The following is a 17,701-nucleotide window of genomic DNA, read 5'->3' as shown; positions in this document are numbered from 1 at the left end:
TGGCCAGGCACTCCCGGCGTCACCGGCGCTCAATTCTCATGGAAATGATTGTAGACGAGTTTCGCCACCTGCTCGGAAATGCCGTCGACCTTGACCAGATCCTCGACCGCCGCGCGGCTGACCGCCTTGGCGGTGCCAAAGGCCAGCAAAAGCGCGCGCTTGCGGCCGGGACCAATGCCGGCGATCTCGTCGAGCGGGCTTTTGACCAATTCCTTCTTGCGCCGCGCGCGGTGCGAACCGATGGCGAAACGGTGGACCTCGTCGCGCAGCCGCTGGACGAAATAGAGCACGGGGTCACGCACGGGGAGCGAAAACGAGTCCCTGCCCCTGACGAAAAAACGCTCGCGGCCGGCGTCGCGATCCTGGCCCTTGGCGATGCCTATCGCCACGACGCGGTCCTCGATGCCGAGATCGGCGAGGATCTTGCGCACTGCACTCATCTGGCCCTGGCCGCCGTCGATCAGGATGACGTCGGGCCAGGCCGGAAAGCTGCCGGAAATGTCTTCCTCAATGTCGTCGCCGGCTTCGCCGGCAGCCGCATCGTCGGCCACGGCCACATCGCCGTGCTCCTTCAGCAGCCGCGAAAAGCGCCGCTCCATCACCTCGCGCATCATGCCGAAATCGTCGCCGGGCGTGATCTCGGTCGAGCGGATGTTGAACTTCCGGTACTGGTTCTTCACAAAACCTTCCGGCCCGGCGACGACCATGGCGCCGACGGCGTTGGTGCCCATAATGTGCGAATTGTCGTAGACCTCGATGCGCACGGGCGGCTTCGCCAGGCCGAAGGTCTCGGCGAAGCCTGCAAGCAGACGCCCTTGCGTCGAGGTTTCAGCCAGCCGGCGGCCGAGCGCCTCGCGGGCATTCTGCAGCGCGTTGTCGGTCAGATCCTTCTTCTCGCCGCGCTGCGGCACCGAGATCGACACTTTACGGCCGGCGCGGGTGGAAAGCGCCTCGGCCAGCAGTTCCTGGTCCTGGACGCCTCGCGACAGAAGAATGTTCCGTGGCGTCGGCTTGTCGTCATAGAATTGCGCCAGGAACGAGCCCAGCACTTCCGCCCCTTCCAGCGCCGGATCGGCCTTGGGGAAATAGGCGCGATTGCCCCAGTTCTGGCCGGTGCGGAAGAAGAACACCTGGATGCAGACCTGGCCGCCCTCCTGGTGGATGGCGAAGACATCAGCCTCGTCGACCGTGGCCGGGTTGATGCCCTGATGGCTCTGCACATGCGACAGGGCGGCCAGCCGGTCGCGGTAGATGGCGGCGCGCTCGAAATCGAGCTCCTGTGACGCCTGCTGCATGGCTGCAGATATCTCGGTCTTCACCTTCTGGCTGCGGCCGGACAGGAAATCCTTCGCCTCGGAAACCAGCTCGGCATAGCCCTCGTGCGATATCTCGCCGGTGCAGGGACCGGCGCAACGCTTGATCTGGTAGAGCAGGCACGGCCGGGTGCGGTTTTCGTAAAAGGAGTTGGTGCAGCTCCTGAGCAGGAAGGCGCGCTGCAGCGAATTGATGGTGCGCCCGACCGCACCCGCCGAGGCGAAGGGGCCGAAATAGTCGCCCTTGCGCGAGCGCGCACCGCGATGCTTGTAGATGCCGGGCGAGACGTGATCGCCGGTCAACAGGATATAGGGGAACGACTTGTCGTCCCGCATCAACACATTGAATCTTGGCCGCAAGCGCTTGATAAGATTGGCTTCGAGCAGCAGCGCTTCGATCTCGGTGCGGGTGACGACGAATTCCATCGTCGATGTCTCGCGCACCATGCGGCCGATGCGGGCGGTGTGGAAACGCCCTTGCGCATAGTTGGTAACGCGCTTTTTCAGGCTGCGCGCCTTGCCGACATAAAGCACGTCGCCGGCGGCGTTCATCATGCGGTAGACGCCGGGCGCATTGGGCAGCCGCTTGACCAGCGTCTGGATGACCTCGGCGCCGACCATGCCGTCGGCGTCGCCGGCATGCGGCGCCCAGTCGATCGCGGTGAAGGCGACATCGGGCCCAGTGGCCTCGGGCTCGACGATCTCCTCGGCCGCCTCGTCCTCGAGGTCGATCTCAGGCGGCATATCGTCAGCGGCGCCGGCGCGCGTCTTATGTTTCTGGTCTGCGGGACTCATTCCACCATGCCTGTCACATCCGGCGTCTGCCATGCAAGATGCTGGCCGCCGTCGAGCGCGATCATCTGGCCGGTCACCGAGCGCGCCTCCCAGAGATAGCGGATGGTGGCGCCGAATTCGGCCAATTGCGGGCCGCGCTTCAGGATCAGGCCGTCGACCTGCTTTTGGAAATCATGATCGTCCTGGCGCGCATTCTTCAACGTCGGGCCGGGACCGATGGCGTTGACGCGGATGCGCGGGCCGAGCGCCTGCGCCAGCATTTCGGTCTGCGTCCACAGGGCCGACTTCGACAGCGCGTAGGAGAAATAGCGCGGCGTCGGCCGCCAGACGCGCTGGTCGATGATGTTGACGATCAGCCCATCCCGCCCTTGCGGCAAGGCACGGGCGAAGTTTTGCGCCAACAGCGCTGGCGTCTTTACATGGATGGCGAAGTGGCGGTCCCAGGCCGCCCAGTCGAAATCCTCGACGCTGTCGTCAACGAACAGCGAGGCATTGTTGACCAGAAGCGTGACCGGGCCGAGTGCGGCCTCGGCGCGGCCGACGAGATCGCCGACGGCGTTCATGTCGGTCAGGTCGGCGGCGACCACGGCGGCACGGCCGCCCTCGCCTTTGATGCGCGCGGCCAACGCGTCGGCTTCGGCGCCTGAGCGGTTGGCATGGATGGCGACGGCAAAGCCGTGCGCGGCCAGATCCTCGACGATGGCCTTGCCGATCCGCTTTGCCCCACCCGTCACCAGCGCCGTTCCGGCGGCTTCGATCATCTGTCAATCCTCAATTGGCGCCTCTGATCCGCTAGCCGGCACATTGTGACGCGTCCAGGTGTTAAATGCCGTTTCCACCTGGGGCAGGAATGTGGCGAAGCGGCCTTTTCAGCACCTCGGCCCGACCCGGATTCGGGTCGGCAGGCCCGCAATATAGGACGCTGGAGTCCTTGCACCAAGCCGAGTGCAGTGCAGCATCGCAAGCGTGCTGACATTTCGCTGTTGCGAAGATGCAACGTCAAGCTTCGGCCTCATTCGCGCCGGGGAATGACCCAGTTTCAGGTTCGCTGCCGCCGCATTTTGACACGACATTCGGAACCGTTGAGTGCCAGATCCGTTTCATCCCCCGGACGGGTTGATGGCGCTCAGGACAAACAAGCCTACGTGTCTTGTGGCTTAAGGAGTAAACAACAATGCAAGCCAATCTCAAATTCGCGCCAATCGCGGTCGCGCTCGGGCTCTTCGCCCTCAGCGGTACTGCTTTTGCCGCTGACGTCGTCTCGGAAGAGCCCCCGGCACCTGCCCCGATCGCCGAACTCCCCGTCGCTTCCTGGGCCGGCCCTTATGCCGGTATCAGCGCTGGCTACGGTTTCAGCGGTCATGCCAAAGTCCACGACGGCGGCCCCGACATCAAGACCAAAGGCTTCGTCGGCGGCGTTTTCGGCGGCTACCAGTGGCAGCAGGAGAACTTCGTGTACGGTGCTGAAGCCGATCTCGGCTACAACGGCACCAAGGGTGACAGCGGCGGCGTCAATTCCAAGGGCGGGTTCGAAGGCTCGCTGCGCGCCCGTCTCGGCTACGCTGTGACCCCGGAAATCCTGCTCTACGGCACCGGCGGTGGCGCCCTGAAGAACCAGAAGATCTCGGTTCCGGGCGACAGCGACAGCAACACCATGCTCGGCTGGACGGCCGGCGTCGGCACCGACATCAAGATCACCGACAATGTGTTCGGCCGTGTCGAGTACCGCTACACCGACTTCGGTTCCAAGAGCTTCGACAGCGTCGGCACCAAGGTCAAGGAAAGCGACAACCGCGTAACTTTCGGCGTCGGTATGAAGTTCTAACTGTCGTTCAAGCCACGACACAAGAAAGCCGGGCCTCGTGCCCGGCTTTTTTTGTTTTTTGCCTTCTCCCCTTGTGGGAGAAGGTGGATCGGCGCGATAGCGCCGAGACAGATGAGGGGTGTTCCAGCGGAGTGAGGCGTCGGCGTTCCCTGGAACACCCCTCATCCGACCGAGCTTCGCTCGGCCACCTTCTCCCACAAGGGGAGAAGGAAGAGAGCGCTCACGCCGGCACAGCCACCTTCAGCTCCGGAAACTTCTCGTCGAAACGCGCAGCCCAGCGGGTCAGCCGGCCGCGGCCCTTTTCCCATTTGCCGGCGAAGCGCAGCGAGAGGTAGCCGAGGCAGGCGCGCAGCGCCAGCTGGCCGAGGGTGATCTTTTTCGGCAGTTTCGGCGGATTGGCGTTGAGGAGGTCGAGTGCGGCGGTGATCTTGGTCCACTGGCGATCGAGCCAGGGCTGGTAGACCATCTCCTCGGGCCGCGTGCGCCGCTCATAGACCATCGACAGCGCGCAGTCGCAAATGCCGTCGGCCAGCGCCTCCAGCACTTCTGCCTCGAGGCGCTTGTCGGCATTGCGCGGCAACAACAGATTCTTTGACGCGCGGTTGAGATGCTGGGTGATGGCACGGCTGTCGTGGATCGAGCGGCCGTCGTCCAGCACCAGCACCGGGATCTTGCCGAGTGGATTGGCCGTCATCAGTTCGGCAGGCTTGTCCTCAGTCTTGATCGGCACCAGCTCGACGGCGATGCCGGCATAGAGTGCCGCCATGCGCACCTTGGAGCTGTAGGGGGAAGAGGACGCGTAGAGCAGCTTCGGCATGATCGGTTCCCTGTTTGCAGACGGCCAGCGTATGTCGCTCAAAAGTGGGTCCGGTCTTGAGGGAACGACGCGCGTAAAAACAGAGGTCTGGAGCGCGTCGCCCGAACCCGCTCGCATGCGACCGTTTTAGTGTTGGCCGATCTTCTCTGAGGGGGCAACTGCCAGAAGGGCAAAACCAGCCGGCCAATCCGCCGACAATGAAGTGGCTAATGCATGCCGCACAGAAGTGGCGTCGATTTCGAGAGAACGACGCGCATCAAAACAGGACCTGAAGCGCAACAAAAAAGCTCCCGGGAATCTGCCAATCGGCAAAGTTCCCGGGAGCTTTGAGATGGAAACGTCGTCCGCTGTTACTTCTTCTTGGCGGCTGGCTTCTTGGCCGGTGCTGCCTTCTTCACAGCTGCCGTCGACTTGGCGGCGGCGGCCTTCATCGGAGCCTTGGCGGCGGGCTTGGCCGCGGCCTTGGCTGCCGGCTTCTTGGCTACTGCCTTCGCAGCAGGCTTCGCCGCTGCCTTGGCGGCCGGCTTCTTGGCGGCGGGTTTCGCTGCTGCCTTGGCGGCGGGTTTTGCCGCAGCCTTAGCTGCCGGCTTCGCCGCTGCCTTGGCTGCCGGCTTTGCCGCTGCCTTCGGTGCTGCCTTCTTTACTGCTGCAGGTTTCGCGGCAGCTTTCGGTGCCGCTTTCTTGGCCGGCGCTTTCGCCGCCGGCGCCTTCGTCGTGGTCTTTGCCATGCGATGCCCCTTGCGTTTGTGCCGATGGCCGTTAGTGACCCGGCAAGTTAATTCATACCTGACTCGCGTGTGTCTAGCCAGCGAAGCATTACATAGAATTTCGCAGATTAAATTTCGGTTACTTCGAGAGCATGTCAGCGATGGTCGACACAGAAATCGGCAAAGAATCTTCGCGCTTCACAGCGAACTTTTGTGAGAGAATTTCTGAGCGCAACGACTCACACGATCTTCTCGTCAAGCTCACATTCTCTTGCATCGCCGTCGATCTCGTATCGTCATCGACGGCTTAGCGGATTGCAAAAAATCATCGCGCCGCAGAGACTGATCTTGCTTCATCCTGATGACTGCAGAAACAGCACCAAATCGAATGCGAGCTTTTTACTCGTATATTGAGAGAGCTTTGGTGGACGCTCTGAAAGACAGCATCTGAGGGATCTGCACCCATCCGGTTGTGCCGGACATCTTCCAGACAAGAAGAGAGATCGCCAGCTTCGGCGCGCCGAAGATGCTCAGCGAACAAAGGGACGTGGAGGATCGCGGAGATCCTCGTCCTGGGAGCCGCTACCCCTTGCAAACCAAGGGATGCGGCCCCTACACACCAACCGGCTCACGCAGCTGGAGTCGACGCGAAGGCTCGCTCTGATGCAGGTGTACGGCAAACGTATCCCATGGTGGCGTGACGCCAATCTGCACCAGGATGCGGCCGATCTCACCGCGATGGTAGCCGCCGTGCGTGACGACATGGGTCAGCATTTCCTGGCGTGACATCATTGCCTTGTCGCCGTCGGTGAAGATGAAAGGCACAGGCTGTGACAGACGTTTCGGCGACACGGTCTCCAGATAGTCGAGATACCAGCGATCCATCGCAGCGACATCGGCGCCGAGTTCATCGAGCGACGGCGTGTCCTCAGTATTGTCTGACGCGTAGCCGTGATGCGTGCCGGAAAGATGCGCCGCGAATATTCTCGACACGACGAGATTGTGGTTGAGCAGACGGATCGCAGCATGACGTTCCTTCGCATGCTTCTGCTGATCCATACTCGCGAGCTTCTCAAGCAACTCGCCATTGGCCCAGGCTTGATAGACGAAGAGACTGCGAAGCAGATCCAGCGCGCTCATGGCCCGTATCCTTTCCAAAAAATGTGAGTATGTTGTCCATATTCTTGGCTGATGGAGCGGACATGTCTACTCGCATTGCAAAGCCGCGCTCGCGCATGCGCAAGCAGCCGCGCCAGGCGCGTTCGCGCGCAACCGTGGAAGCGATCATCGAAGCTGGTGCTCATGTTCTGAGCGCGCTCGGCTGGGCCGGCTTTACCACCAACAAGGTGGCCGAAGCCGCCGGTGTCAGCATCGGCTCGCTCTATCAATATTTTCCCGACAAGCTGTCGCTGGTCGAGGCAATTCGCCGGCGACATTTCGATCAGGTGCTGTCGGTGGTCGCCGAATCAGCTGAAGACGGCAAGCCGCTCAAGCGATTCGCGCAGGAGCTGGTGCGCGGCATGATCGATGCGCACAGCGTCCATCCGACCCTGCATCAGGTGCTGCTCGACGAGGTGCCAGGCGATCGCGGCTCGCGCGCCGCCCATGCCTCGTTCCAGTCTCGTTATCTCGATCATTACACCGTGGCGGTGGCGCAATATCGCAAACGCAGGAAGGACAATGAGACTGTGGCGCGCGTGCTCTCCTCAGCGGTCGAAGGCGTCATCCACAATGCCGCACGGCGCGACATGCTCGATGCGCCGGAGTTGCAGAAGCAACTGGTCGAGCTGATCTGCGCTTACGTGTCGGGTTCCGGCCGCAGCGCATGACCAGAATAGCGCGATCGAGATCGCTGCCGCTCACGGCTGATAGCCGAGGCAGATGGCGCCAAGCGCGACGACGGCGCAGGCACCGATGCGCCGCGGCGTCAGTTGCTCGCCGAGGAAGAACCGACCGATGAAGGCGGCAAAGACAACGCTGGTTTCGCGGATGGCGGTGATCGGACCGGCCGGGCCGAGCGCGAAGGCGGCGACCACGACGGCATAGGCAAGCAGCGCGAACAAACCACCGGCGAGTGCCTTGCGGGTTTCCGGCGCGCTGAAGTTGACGACGAGCCTGCCGCGCAGGACGATGAAGGTCGCCGGCAGCAAGGCGCCGTAGATCAGCAGCACCCAGGCGGTGTAGGCGCCGCTGTCGCCCGCCGCCCGCACGCCGATGGCGTCGACCGTCGCATAGGCAGCGATGATCGCGCCGGTCGCCAGCGCGTAGAGGATCGAGGTCGTCGATGCCCTGCCCCTGCCCAGCGACAGGCCCATGATGCCGCAGGCGACCAGCGTGACGCCGACGATCTCGGGCATTGTGAGTTGCTGGCCGGCCAGCGCGAAACCGCCGAGTGTGACCAGCAGCGGTACGCTTCCGCGCACGATCGGATAGACCTGCCCCAACTCGCCATAGCGGTAGGCGGCGACCAGGAACACGCTGTAGCCGACCTGGAGGCCGGCCGAGAGCGCGACATAGGGCCAGGCGCCGGTCGCGGGAAGCGCATGGAAAAGCGCCATTGGAATGGCGATGAGCGTGCTCGAAAAGCTCATGACGGTGACCGTCCACAGCCTGTCGGCACCCGTCCGCAGGAAAGCGTTCCAGCCGGCGTGCAGAACGGCCGCGAACAGCGCGAGCGCAATGACAGTCGCGCTCATTGCGCTGTACGCGCGCTGGCGATGACGGCATCCGCCGCCTTGCGGGCGCTGTCGATGGCGGGCTGCCCCATCTGCGCCATCAGCGTCGCGCCCTCGATCAGCATCAGCAGCGCCGCCGCAGCACCCTCAGCCTGCTTCGAAGGCATTATGTCCTCAAGGATCGCCTGCATGCGCCGCTTGAGGCCGTTCTTCTGCCTGGCGACGGCCTGGAATACCGGATGGGCGGGATCGCCGAATTCGGCCAATGCATGCGCGAACAGGCAGCCGTGGAAATCAGGACTGCCGAACCAGCGTTCGTGCCAGTCGAAGATATTGGCGATCTTCCGCTCCGGCGTGGCGACCTCTTGCGCAAGCTGGTCGAGCTGACGCTCGAAGCGCTTGGCGCGATAGTCGAGCACCTCGACGATCAGTTCGTCCTTGCTGGGAAAGTGGCGATACATCGTCATCTTGGCCACATCGGCCTCGGCAATGATGCGGTCGATGCCGGTGGCATGGAAGCCGGCGCGCTTGAACAGGGCGTAGGCGGTTTCGACGACGTGCTGGCGTTTGTCGATCGCAGGCGATGGCGTCATGATCTTTTGCCGGTGATGAGACAGGTCTGTCTACTTATGCGACCAATCATCGTCCCTGTCAACACGCCAAAATGAAAACGCCTGCGGCCGATCTCGCCGCAGGCGTCAAAGGTGGCGAAACGTACTGCTCTCAGCGCAGGACGCGACAGCGGCCGTTGTAGACCATCCAGCGGTCGAAGCCCGAAACGCAGAACTCGACATTGTCGCCGATCGAGGCAAAACCCTGGCCTTCCTCGATCAGGTACCAGATGGTGCGGGCACGGCCATCGGACAGGCTGACGGTGGCGCCGCAATAACGGCGGCCGATCGGCCACTCTTCGCTCGCCGGCAGATAGCGATGCTGGTGAACGCGCTGAAAATCGGTGATCGAGACATCGGGCAGATGCGGCACGTGATGCACCTGATAGGAAAAGCGGCTGGAGATCTTGTTCAGCACCCACGCCTGCCCGCAGACACCGCTGTCCTCGTCGGAATAGACGGAAAGATCGGCGGCCTGCGCCGGCTGGCCAAAAGGTGCGGCCAGCGGCGTGCAAAGCGAAATCAGGGCAGCAAGAGCGGATTTGGCAAAGCGAGTCATGGCAGCCTCTCAAAAGTCGAATGCGTGCACTGTGCGGATTCGGCGGCGCGCGGTCAAGCGGTCGCGCGGACGATGGTTTCGGTGCGAAGCTGTGAAATCACCGTCCTCAACTGTCAAAATCTTTAGCGACTTTGCGTTGTTCCGAGAGCTACACTTGCTCTCCGGCCAGCCATTCCAGCGACCAGTGCGCCGGCTTTTCGACCGCCAGCACTCTGTGCAGGGCCGGCAGCACAATGCGCAAATCACGCTCCAGCGTGAAGGGCGGGTTGACCACCACCATGCCGCTGCCGTCGAGGCTCGGCTCCCGCGACGCAGGCCGGATCTCGAACTCGATGTCGAGCAGTTTCGGCACGCCGGATTGCTTGAGCGCCTTCCTGAAGGCGATGATCGCCTTGCGGTCCTTGATCGGATACCACAGCGCATAGATGCCGCCCGGCCAGCGCTTGTGCGCCCTTTGCATCCCGTCGACGAGGCGGTCGAATTCGCCGGCTTCCTCGAACGGCGGATCGATAAGTACCAGCCCACGCTTTTCCTTCGGCGGCAAATGCGCGCCGAGCGCCAGCCAGCCGTCGAGCTCGATCACCCTCGTCTGGAAATCGCCGGCAAACAACGTCTTCAGCCTGGCGGCATCATCGCCATGCAGTTCGATCGCCGACAGCCGGTCCTGCTTGCGCATGAGGTGGCGGGCGATGAGTGGCGAGCCCGGATATTTCTTCACGCCGCCATCGGGATTGAGCGAACGCACCGCTTCGAGATATGGCGCGAGCAGCGCTGCCGCCGACTTGTCCAACGGGGCGTCGATCAGGCGGCCGATGCCGCCCTGCCATTCGCCGGTCTTTTGCGCTTCCGTCGACGACAGATCATAGCGGCCAACACCGGCATGCGTGTCGATGACACGAAACGCCTTGTCCTTCTGCTTCAGATAGTCGAGCAGAAGGCTGAGCACGACATGCTTGACGACATCGGCGAAATTTCCGGCGTGATAGGCGTGACGGTAATTCATGCCGCGCTCATTTCGAGGAGCCCCTGCCCCAGCGCGGCGGCGGCGGCTTCGAGTTCGGGTTCTCCGGCCGGCGGCCGCCGAAAGCCAGAGTGAGCAGGAAGCCGATCAGGCCGACGGCTATCAGCCCATAGCCGACCGGCCGGGCGCGGCTGTCGATCTCGCCGGCGCCGGAGCGCAGCACCAGGTCGACCGCCCGCATCGGGATATCATCGGCATCGCCCGGGCCGACGGTGAAGAGATAGGCGCCAGGGCTGACGGTTTCGATCACGCCAGCCTCGTCGCGAAAGATCTTGTCGGGCAGTTGCGGGCTGACCTGGCGCGGATTGTCGGCATGATGGAACTGCAGCGTCGAGGCCAGCACCGTGCGGCTACCGGTGGCAGCGGTCAGTGTCAGCACGGTGCGCTGCTGCGAGACAATGCGCTCGGCCCGCGCGGTCAAGTCGACCAGCACCCTGACCGGTGCGTCGCCTGCCGAAAGCGCCACCGTCACCGGCTTGAATCGGCCTTGTTCAAAGACCCTGTAGCTGCCGATCTCATGACCCGAGAAGTTCGTCATCGCCCAGGGATAGGCGACGCCGACGGCGATACCGGCCAGCAGGATCAGGAAGAAGAGAAAGCGCATTGAGAATAACCCGGATGTTCGACCAGCTTGCCAATAGCGCCCTAGGGATCAAAAGGCGATGGCCTGCGCAGCGCGCCTCGTCTGTCCAAGACAAAGATAATCGCCAAATGAATGTTTGTGCGGATTTGGCCAAGCGAGCTGCCCGCCGCCCAACTGCATCGGCGTCATATCTGTGTGGCAGCACTGACGGATTTCTACCTATACGCTCATAAGCAATTGCTAAAATAATAGTGCCTACATCAATGGATGAGCGCCAGGACCGTTCCACGATTTGATTATTGAGGCGCATATTGTGCCCGGCTGAATTTCGCCCCCGCGATCTACAAGAGGCACGATGTCACATATTTCAATCTGAAATGCCTTCGATGCGAGTCTTCAGGTATAGCAACGCAGGAATGCTCTCCACCGTAACTGTAACCATCAATAGATCTTCCATAGCCACTTGGTCCATACTGCTAAATTCTCATGGTATTACCGAGCCTTTCCCGGATAAACTGAATATCGTCCCAGGCAATAAAGAGCATGAACGCGCCCACTCCAACCGATGAGCCGAACTTAACCTCATACATTGGGAATGCCGCGGACATTTTTGGCTCGGTTCGCCTCGGGCGCCAATCGCATTGCCTGGTAAGAATTTATGGACAAAGTGCGACGGAGCAATATTTTCGATATTTCCGAATTTCAATTTTCCCCAGGACATTTTTCCGCCTATAATACTATTGCTGACTTTAACATGGCTATTTCTGCTCCACTATGAATTTATCATGCCAAATTTCCGCACTTAGCTATCGAAAAACCGCATAAATATTCTTGTTTTTTGTTGATATATTTCGAATTTCATTGTCAATTCTCGGATTGCCGCGACTGCGCTGCCGACCCCACGATTAACCACTCCCGGACGAACACGGTTAACGATTCGCTAATTTAGTTGACTATGATTTCCACAGGTATATTTTCGATACGTTGGGATGTGCAATTTGGGCGAGCAATGGGCGATGGTGGCATCAGACGCGTAACCACGATTTCGGGGCGTATCGAATGCTGAACGGCAGCCAATAGCCGTATAGCGTCGCCCAGCGAACTCAGAAAGCAATCGACAGACATCAGGAGTGGACGATTCCGCGGAAGCGGAAGGTTTGTGACGTTCTCAGGAACGTCGCCGGGCAACGCTATGTCCCGGCGGTAGCGGTACGCAGTGCGTAAGGGCGAAGGGGTTGGAGTATGGGTAGAACTGTCAATGTTCTGAAACTCGAGTCCGGGAACAGCCGAAGGGGCGCCAATACCAATCGGGGCCGCGCCCTGGTTGCCGGCGGGGCAGGATTTCTGGGTTCGCATTTGTGCGAGCGTCTTTTGCTGGATGGGTACGACGTTGTCGCGCTGGACAATTTCCACACCGGCAAAAGATACAATCTCAATACCCTCCTGCGCGATCCGCGATTTACGTGCATCGAGCACGACATCGTCGACCCACTGCCGTTGGATCTTCAGGTCGATGAAATCTACAATCTCGCCTGCCCGGCCTCCCCGCCGCATTACCAGGCCGATCCGATCCATACGTTCAAGACGAGCGTGCTTGGTTCGCTGAACCTGCTTGAGCTCGCGCGGCGGAACAATGCCAAGATATTTCAGGCTTCGACGTCCGAGGTCTATGGCGATCCCCTGGTGCATCCGCAACCGGAAGGCTACTTCGGCAACGTCAACCCGCACGGTCCGCGATCCTGCTATGACGAGGGCAAGCGTTCGGCTGAGACGCTGTTCTTCGACTATTCGAGAACGTATGGCCTCGATATCCGCGTCGCACGGATCTTCAACACCTATGGCCGCCGCATGCAACCAGACGATGGCCGCGTCGTGTCGAACTTCATCGTCCAGGCTTTGCATGGCGACGACCTGACCGTCTACGGCAGCGGCCAGCAGACCCGTTCATTCTGCTACGCGGACGACCTGATCGAAGGCTTCATCCGGCTGATGAACGCTCCGAGCGCTCCGAAGCACCCGGTCAATCTCGGCAACCCTGCCGAATTCACCATTCTGGAACTGGCGACACAGGTGATCGAATACACCAACTCGCGCTCGAAGATCGTGCATCGGCCGCTGCCCGTCGACGATCCCAAGCAGCGCCGGCCGGACATCTCCTTTGCCCGGGAACATCTTGGCTGGGAGCCAAAGATCAGCTTGAGCCAAGGGCTCGCGCATACCGCGGCGTATTTTGACGCCCTGCTCTACTCGGGCCGGCGCGTCAAAGAAGCTGCGATGTAATGAGCCGCCCGGCAATCCTGGTGACGGGTGGAGCCGGCTACATCGGCAGCCACACCTGCAAGCTGTTGTCAGCTGCCGGCTACCTGCCCGTCGTCTTCGACAATCTGAGCCGCGGCAACGAGAGATCGGTTGCCTGGGGGCCGCTTGTCGTCGGCAATATCCGGGACCGGACAGTGCTGCAGCAGGCGATCAGGACCTATCAGCCGAAAGCGATCATCCACTTTGCAGCTCTGGCCTATGTCGGCGAGTCCGTTCATGAGCCCGCAGAATATTATTCGACCAATGTGTCGGGTACCATTGCGGTGCTTGATGCGGCGCGCGCGAGCTCGATCGAAAACATCATCTTCTCAAGCAGCTGCGCAACATACGGCGTGCCCGAAACACTGCCCATTCGAGAGACGTCGGCGCAAAATCCGATCAGCCCCTATGGGCGCACCAAGCTGATGGGCGAGCAGATCATCAGGGACTATGCCTCCGCCTACGGAATGAAATATGCGATCCTGCGTTATTTCAACGCCTGCGGCGCCGATCCCGACGGTGAGCTCGGTGAGTGGCACTCGCCTGAAACGCACCTGATCCCACGCGTGCTCATGGCTGCATCCGGCACGATCGACGAGATCGAGGTTTTCGGCACGGACTATGACACTCCAGATGGCACCTGCGTGCGCGACTACATCCATGTCAGCGATCTGGCCCGCGCGCATCTGAGGGCTCTCATGCATCTGGAGGCGGGTGGCGAAAACCTGTCGGTCAATCTCGGCACTGGACGCGGGGTATCGATCAAGGAAATTCTCCAGGCGGTCACCCGGATGACGTCAAAATCGGTTCCGGCCGTCTTCAAGCCCCGGCGCCCGGGCGACCCGGCAGAGCTCTACGCCGACCCGGCCAAAGCGCGCGAACACCTGGGTTTCGTGCCGGAACTTTCCGACATCGATACCATCGTCAGGACAGCCGCCCCGTTCTTCGGACTGGAGGCCGCCGCGTCCACACTTCCGATGCCGACGGCGGAGCGCCGCCGGTCAACTGCACCAGGCATGCCAAATGCATCGGAGAGTAATACCAGCCCGCAAAGCTGGTAGTCGTCCCTGTTTGTCGTGTGTCGGGGACGTGGGCTCGCTGAGGTGAGAGCTTCTCAGCGAGCCTCAACTTTTGGAATCGATCAGGCTACGGATCTCGTCGAACTGTGCGCCCTTTGTATCGCCTTCCTCGAATTTCCGCTGCTCGTCGGAAGGTTTTCCCGAAGGGTGCCGGAAACTGTACCAGACGCCGTCCGGATCCCTGCGCTGCTCGAGGGTCCCGCCCCGGAAGCGGTGGCTGAAACACGTGCGGATTGGCGCTGCGGCGTAGGTCTTGGACCGCCAAACGAGATCCATGCACATCTTGCCATCGTTGCTTAGATGCCATTTCCCCTCAGCGAAAGAAGTCGTGTCCTGCTCGGAGGTCCAAGCCCGGACCGGTCGGCCCTTCTGTCCGAAATAGGCCGCTCCGTTATCCCATATCCAGGTGCGGTCGGCATAAACAAGCTGAAGTTCGAACGCCGTCGGGACGGCATCTGCAGGTGCACTGTCTTTGGCACCAGCTGCGTGCGCGGCTCCGCACAGCGCCACCTGCCACCAAATGGCCAGGAGGGGGGCAATCGAGACAGACCTGGCAAGTCGATGGCGCCTCACCCCGCTCGCTCTTTCAGATGGCAATCCAGCCTGCGTTGTCATGCTGAGCGGTCGCATTCAATGTTCGCTTCCCAAGCGGGCGTCGACCAGCCGAGCATACCGCAAGAACGGGCCCGGTCCGTCCTGCGCCGACAAGTGGCTCCACGCCACAATCATCAGTATTTCGCATGCTATTGACTGCCGCGCGAAGATGTCAACCGGGAGGGCCAACAGTATCTTTCGCGGCGCGCACGGGCGGCAAATCGAGGACGACGGTCAGGCACGCGGCACGCTATACACATCCCTCGACGAAGGGGCCGCTAACCCATAGCGAGCCGTTGCTGTACATGGCGGTGCCGTTGTCGTCGGTGTAGCCATGCGATTGCTCGTCGACATGCAGCCTGGTGTTTGGCACCAGCTGACCGTTCACCTTGACGCTCTTGATGAACAGGTTGCGATCACCCGGCTTTCCGTCTCCGCCCCACAGGTCGTTGATGTAGCGAAGCTCGATCGTCTTCGGGTTCGGCACGCTGCTGAGATCGATGTGGAACGGCTTGGCCTCGGTTGACGCCTGCATCAGCTCCGCCACGGCGGCTTCGGGCGTCGATGCCGTGCTTTCATTGCCCGGGACGTCGATCTCGGCGACGGTCTTTCCGTCGACGACGACGTCGAACCGAGGCGCGCCTTGGAGATTGATGCCGGCAGCGTCGACCTCCAGGCTGGTTATGGCGCAACGTCCTGCGTCATTCGCCGCGGCAGCCACCAGGTCAGCCACGCGCTGCCTCTGCGATTGCACCCATCCGGCGATGGGCTGCAGCAGCGCGTTTCGGTCGCCGGCATCGACCGTGAAGAGGTTGGTTCGTTCACCGGGATCGGCCTTGAGGTCGTATTCCTCGACCTTGCCCGTGGTCGCGTTGAAGATGACCTTTCGATCGTCCTCGCGATAGCCAAACAGGAAACCGGCCCAGGGATTGAAGAAGAAGGTCTTGTTTGGCCGTTGCTCGCTGAACAGGCTGCGCCCCTGCCACTGCTTCGGCAGCGGAAGTCCCAGTATGTCGAAGATCGTCGGGGCGATATCGACGATGCCGCCGACCGGGTGGGCAACGTCATCATGAAAGAGATGCTTGTTGATCATGATGAGCGGGATGTGGATGTTTTCCTCGTAGATCGCGCTGGCATGAATGTAGTCGCCATGCTCCCCGAACGCCTCGCCGTGATCGCCCAGTATGACCACGAGCGTCGAATCGAGCTTGCCCGACTGCTTGAGCGATTCAAGTATCTCGCCAAGTGCTGTATCGCCGACCTTCAGGGCGTTGAGATAGGCATTGAATTTCTGGTCGTCCGAGTAGTGGACCAGCGTGTTGCCATCGGAGGAAGGCGCCATCTTCGAAAACATCGGGCTGTCGGTGATGTAGGGATAGTGGGTCATCGCCGTGAACATTATGCCGAAGAAGGGTTTTGCCTCGTCCTTGTTCATCCAGTCGATGATCGACTGCGCCGTGCAAAGATCGCTGTTGTAGTCCATGTTCTTCCACTGCTCGGAGCTGAGCTTGAAGGTCGGGGTGCCGCATTTCTGCCCCCGATAGTCCTGGATCACATCCAGTCCCTTGTTGAGGAAAAACTCGTCGACCCGTTGGAATCGGGAATCCGCGCTCCAGAAAAACCCCGTGCGGAAATTGTTCTTGGACAGGGTGTTGGAGATCGTGTCCAGAGGCAGATAGGGATACCTGGTGGTCATGCCATAGTATGAAATGTCGTTGTACATCGAGGAGAGCAGAGAAAATATCGAGTAATGCGTGGACGGTGCGTGCGCATATATGTTGTCGAACCGTATCGAGTCCTTTGCATAACTCTTGATATTCGGTGTCACCGGATACTGGCCGCCAAACGTCTCGATGTATTTGGATGGCACCGACTCCATCATGAAAATCAGCACGTTCTTGATCGGGTTTGGCGTCGGCGCCTTGAAGGTCGACGTTTCCGGCGGACGCTCGCCGACGCTGGCGACATCCGGGTCATTGGTGCTGGCATTCATCGTCAGCACGACCGGCGTTGGATTGAGCAGGGCCGATTCAACAAAATACAGGATCGGATTGTCGATCTTGGCGGCCGGCAGCGCTTCCGCCCGCACATGGTATCCGGTGCCGGCGATGGCCGCGCCGACACACACAACGAGCACGCCCAGAAAGGCCCCGTAACCAGCGGCGCCCAGCCGCTGGCACAGACTGGCCGCGGCATAGCCAAGGATGAGCACCAGAATGACGGACCCGGAAAGGCTCGCGAAGTCCTTGATGTTGAGCGCGTCGCCCATCGCGTTCCTGGCATCGGCGTTCTGCAGGAAGTCGCCATAGACCAGCCACTGGAAGGTGAACGGTTCGCCCAGCAGCTTGACGAGATTGATGTTGGCAAATCCCCAGCCCAGACAGACCACGACAGCGACATAGAAGAGGAACACGATGATTGCCGAGCCGAGACGGCTGGCCTTTGTCAGGAACAGCAGGATCAAGATCACCACGGTCAGGGACGTAACGACAATCAGGTCGTAGTAGCTCGATGCCAACCCCTTGGGGATGGCCCCCAAAAGGCCTGAAAACGTTGTTTGCGGATCAATGATTGCACCGCGGTAGACGGCCAAAAGCAGCCAGGACAACAGGCCCGTGCAAATGATCCGCGCGCTCCAGCGCCGGAAGCGCACATCCTTCGACGAAGACGTTCCCGCCTTCGATTCCGTAGGGCCGCTCTCAGGCCGGCTCGCCGAGCCCCTACTGCCGCCGATGCTCATGAACTACCCGCCGCCAGTTTGCGTTTCGGCCCAAACAGGGCCGATAACCTTCAAACCCCCACCAGTAGAATCGACTTGCGCCAA

Annotated in this window: 16 protein-coding genes; 4 read left to right on the top strand and 12 right to left on the bottom strand. The window is 61.0% G+C overall.

Translation table 11 applies throughout. The annotated features are described in order from the left end of the window. Nucleotides 1-29 precede the first annotated feature (29 nt). Both uvrC and AC1DYJ_RS19205 read right to left on the bottom strand, forming a co-directional pair. Nucleotides 30-2,108 (bottom strand): excinuclease ABC subunit UvrC, encoded by a 2,079-nt coding sequence (gene uvrC, locus AC1DYJ_RS19210; protein ID WP_477288042.1) that lies wholly within the window; start codon nucleotides 2,106-2,108, stop codon nucleotides 30-32. Next, complete coding sequence (locus AC1DYJ_RS19205; RefSeq protein ID WP_477288044.1) at nucleotides 2,105-2,869, bottom strand: SDR family oxidoreductase; 765 nt, start codon at nucleotides 2,867-2,869, stop codon at nucleotides 2,105-2,107. Before AC1DYJ_RS19205 ends, uvrC begins: the two co-directional genes overlap by 4 nt. 413 nt (nucleotides 2,870-3,282) lie before the next feature. Here AC1DYJ_RS19205 and AC1DYJ_RS19200 point away from each other — a divergent pair, with 413 nt between their 5' ends. Beyond that, on the top strand, nucleotides 3,283-3,933 hold the full coding sequence (locus AC1DYJ_RS19200) for an outer membrane protein (RefSeq protein ID WP_477288046.1): 651 nt from the start codon (nucleotides 3,283-3,285) through the stop codon (nucleotides 3,931-3,933). Nucleotides 3,934-4,153: 220 nt separating this feature from the next. Here the strand turns inward: AC1DYJ_RS19200 and AC1DYJ_RS19195 are convergent, their stop codons facing one another. From AC1DYJ_RS19195 to AC1DYJ_RS19185, 3 genes are all read right to left on the bottom strand, one after another. After that, nucleotides 4,154-4,750: a glutathione S-transferase family protein gene (locus AC1DYJ_RS19195; RefSeq protein ID WP_477288048.1), complete on the bottom strand. Its 597-nt coding sequence runs from the start codon at nucleotides 4,748-4,750 to the stop codon at nucleotides 4,154-4,156. Nucleotides 4,751-5,100: 350 nt separating this feature from the next. Further along, complete coding sequence (locus AC1DYJ_RS19190) at nucleotides 5,101-5,478, bottom strand: hypothetical protein (protein ID WP_477288050.1); 378 nt, start codon at nucleotides 5,476-5,478, stop codon at nucleotides 5,101-5,103. Nucleotides 5,479-6,069: 591 nt separating this feature from the next. Beyond that, nucleotides 6,070-6,597, bottom strand: a complete 528-nt coding sequence (locus tag AC1DYJ_RS19185) for a DinB family protein (RefSeq protein ID WP_477288052.1) — start codon at nucleotides 6,595-6,597, stop codon at nucleotides 6,070-6,072. 62 nt (nucleotides 6,598-6,659) lie between these two features. Here AC1DYJ_RS19185 and AC1DYJ_RS19180 point away from each other — a divergent pair, with 62 nt between their 5' ends. Further along, nucleotides 6,660-7,286 (top strand): TetR/AcrR family transcriptional regulator, encoded by a 627-nt coding sequence (locus AC1DYJ_RS19180; RefSeq protein ID WP_477288054.1) that lies wholly within the window; start codon nucleotides 6,660-6,662, stop codon nucleotides 7,284-7,286. A gap of 30 nt (nucleotides 7,287-7,316) precedes the next feature. On the opposite strand, the gene AC1DYJ_RS19175 is transcribed toward AC1DYJ_RS19180, so the two are convergent. From AC1DYJ_RS19175 to AC1DYJ_RS19155, 5 genes are all read right to left on the bottom strand, one after another. Further along, nucleotides 7,317-8,153 carry an EamA family transporter gene (locus AC1DYJ_RS19175; RefSeq protein ID WP_477288056.1) on the bottom strand — a complete coding sequence of 279 codons (837 nt, stop codon included), beginning with the start codon at nucleotides 8,151-8,153 and terminating at the stop codon, nucleotides 7,317-7,319. Further along, a complete protein-coding gene (locus AC1DYJ_RS19170; RefSeq protein WP_477288058.1) occupies nucleotides 8,150-8,725 on the bottom strand; it encodes a TetR/AcrR family transcriptional regulator in 576 nt (191 codons plus the stop codon). Before AC1DYJ_RS19170 ends, AC1DYJ_RS19175 begins: the two co-directional genes overlap by 4 nt. A gap of 130 nt (nucleotides 8,726-8,855) precedes the next feature. After that, nucleotides 8,856-9,302 (bottom strand): hypothetical protein, encoded by a 447-nt coding sequence (locus tag AC1DYJ_RS19165; protein WP_477288060.1) that lies wholly within the window; start codon nucleotides 9,300-9,302, stop codon nucleotides 8,856-8,858. 148 nt (nucleotides 9,303-9,450) lie between these two features. After that, nucleotides 9,451-10,305: a 23S rRNA (adenine(2030)-N(6))-methyltransferase RlmJ gene (locus tag AC1DYJ_RS19160; protein WP_477288062.1), complete on the bottom strand. Its 855-nt coding sequence runs from the start codon at nucleotides 10,303-10,305 to the stop codon at nucleotides 9,451-9,453. A 7-nt stretch (nucleotides 10,306-10,312) separates the two neighbouring features. Next, nucleotides 10,313-10,927: a hypothetical protein gene (locus AC1DYJ_RS19155; RefSeq protein WP_477288064.1), complete on the bottom strand. Its 615-nt coding sequence runs from the start codon at nucleotides 10,925-10,927 to the stop codon at nucleotides 10,313-10,315. 1,221 nt (nucleotides 10,928-12,148) lie between these two features. On the opposite strand from AC1DYJ_RS19155, the gene AC1DYJ_RS19150 reads away from it, so the two are divergent. Continuing rightward, nucleotides 12,149-13,186: a UDP-glucuronic acid decarboxylase family protein gene (locus AC1DYJ_RS19150; RefSeq protein WP_477288066.1), complete on the top strand. Its 1,038-nt coding sequence runs from the start codon at nucleotides 12,149-12,151 to the stop codon at nucleotides 13,184-13,186. Next, complete coding sequence (gene galE / locus AC1DYJ_RS19145; protein ID WP_477288068.1) at nucleotides 13,186-14,265, top strand: UDP-glucose 4-epimerase GalE; 1,080 nt, start codon at nucleotides 13,186-13,188, stop codon at nucleotides 14,263-14,265. Before AC1DYJ_RS19150 ends, galE begins: the two co-directional genes overlap by 1 nt. 63 nt (nucleotides 14,266-14,328) lie before the next feature. On the opposite strand, the gene AC1DYJ_RS19140 is transcribed toward galE, so the two are convergent. Together AC1DYJ_RS19140 and AC1DYJ_RS19135 are read right to left on the bottom strand one after the other, a co-directional pair. Next, nucleotides 14,329-14,913: a DUF995 domain-containing protein gene (locus AC1DYJ_RS19140; RefSeq protein WP_477288070.1), complete on the bottom strand. Its 585-nt coding sequence runs from the start codon at nucleotides 14,911-14,913 to the stop codon at nucleotides 14,329-14,331. Nucleotides 14,914-15,127: 214 nt separating this feature from the next. Then, the gene (locus tag AC1DYJ_RS19135) at nucleotides 15,128-17,617 is read right to left on the bottom strand and encodes a sulfatase-like hydrolase/transferase (RefSeq protein WP_477288072.1); all 2,490 of its coding nucleotides are present in this window, start codon (nucleotides 17,615-17,617) and stop codon (nucleotides 15,128-15,130) included. Between the last annotated feature and the right edge of the window lie 84 nt (nucleotides 17,618-17,701).

The sequence above is a fragment of the Mesorhizobium sp. P2_B11 genome (assembly GCF_056404855.1).
The sequence above is the reverse complement of the archived record's forward strand: the minus strand, read 5'-3'. Positions and strand labels throughout refer to the sequence as shown.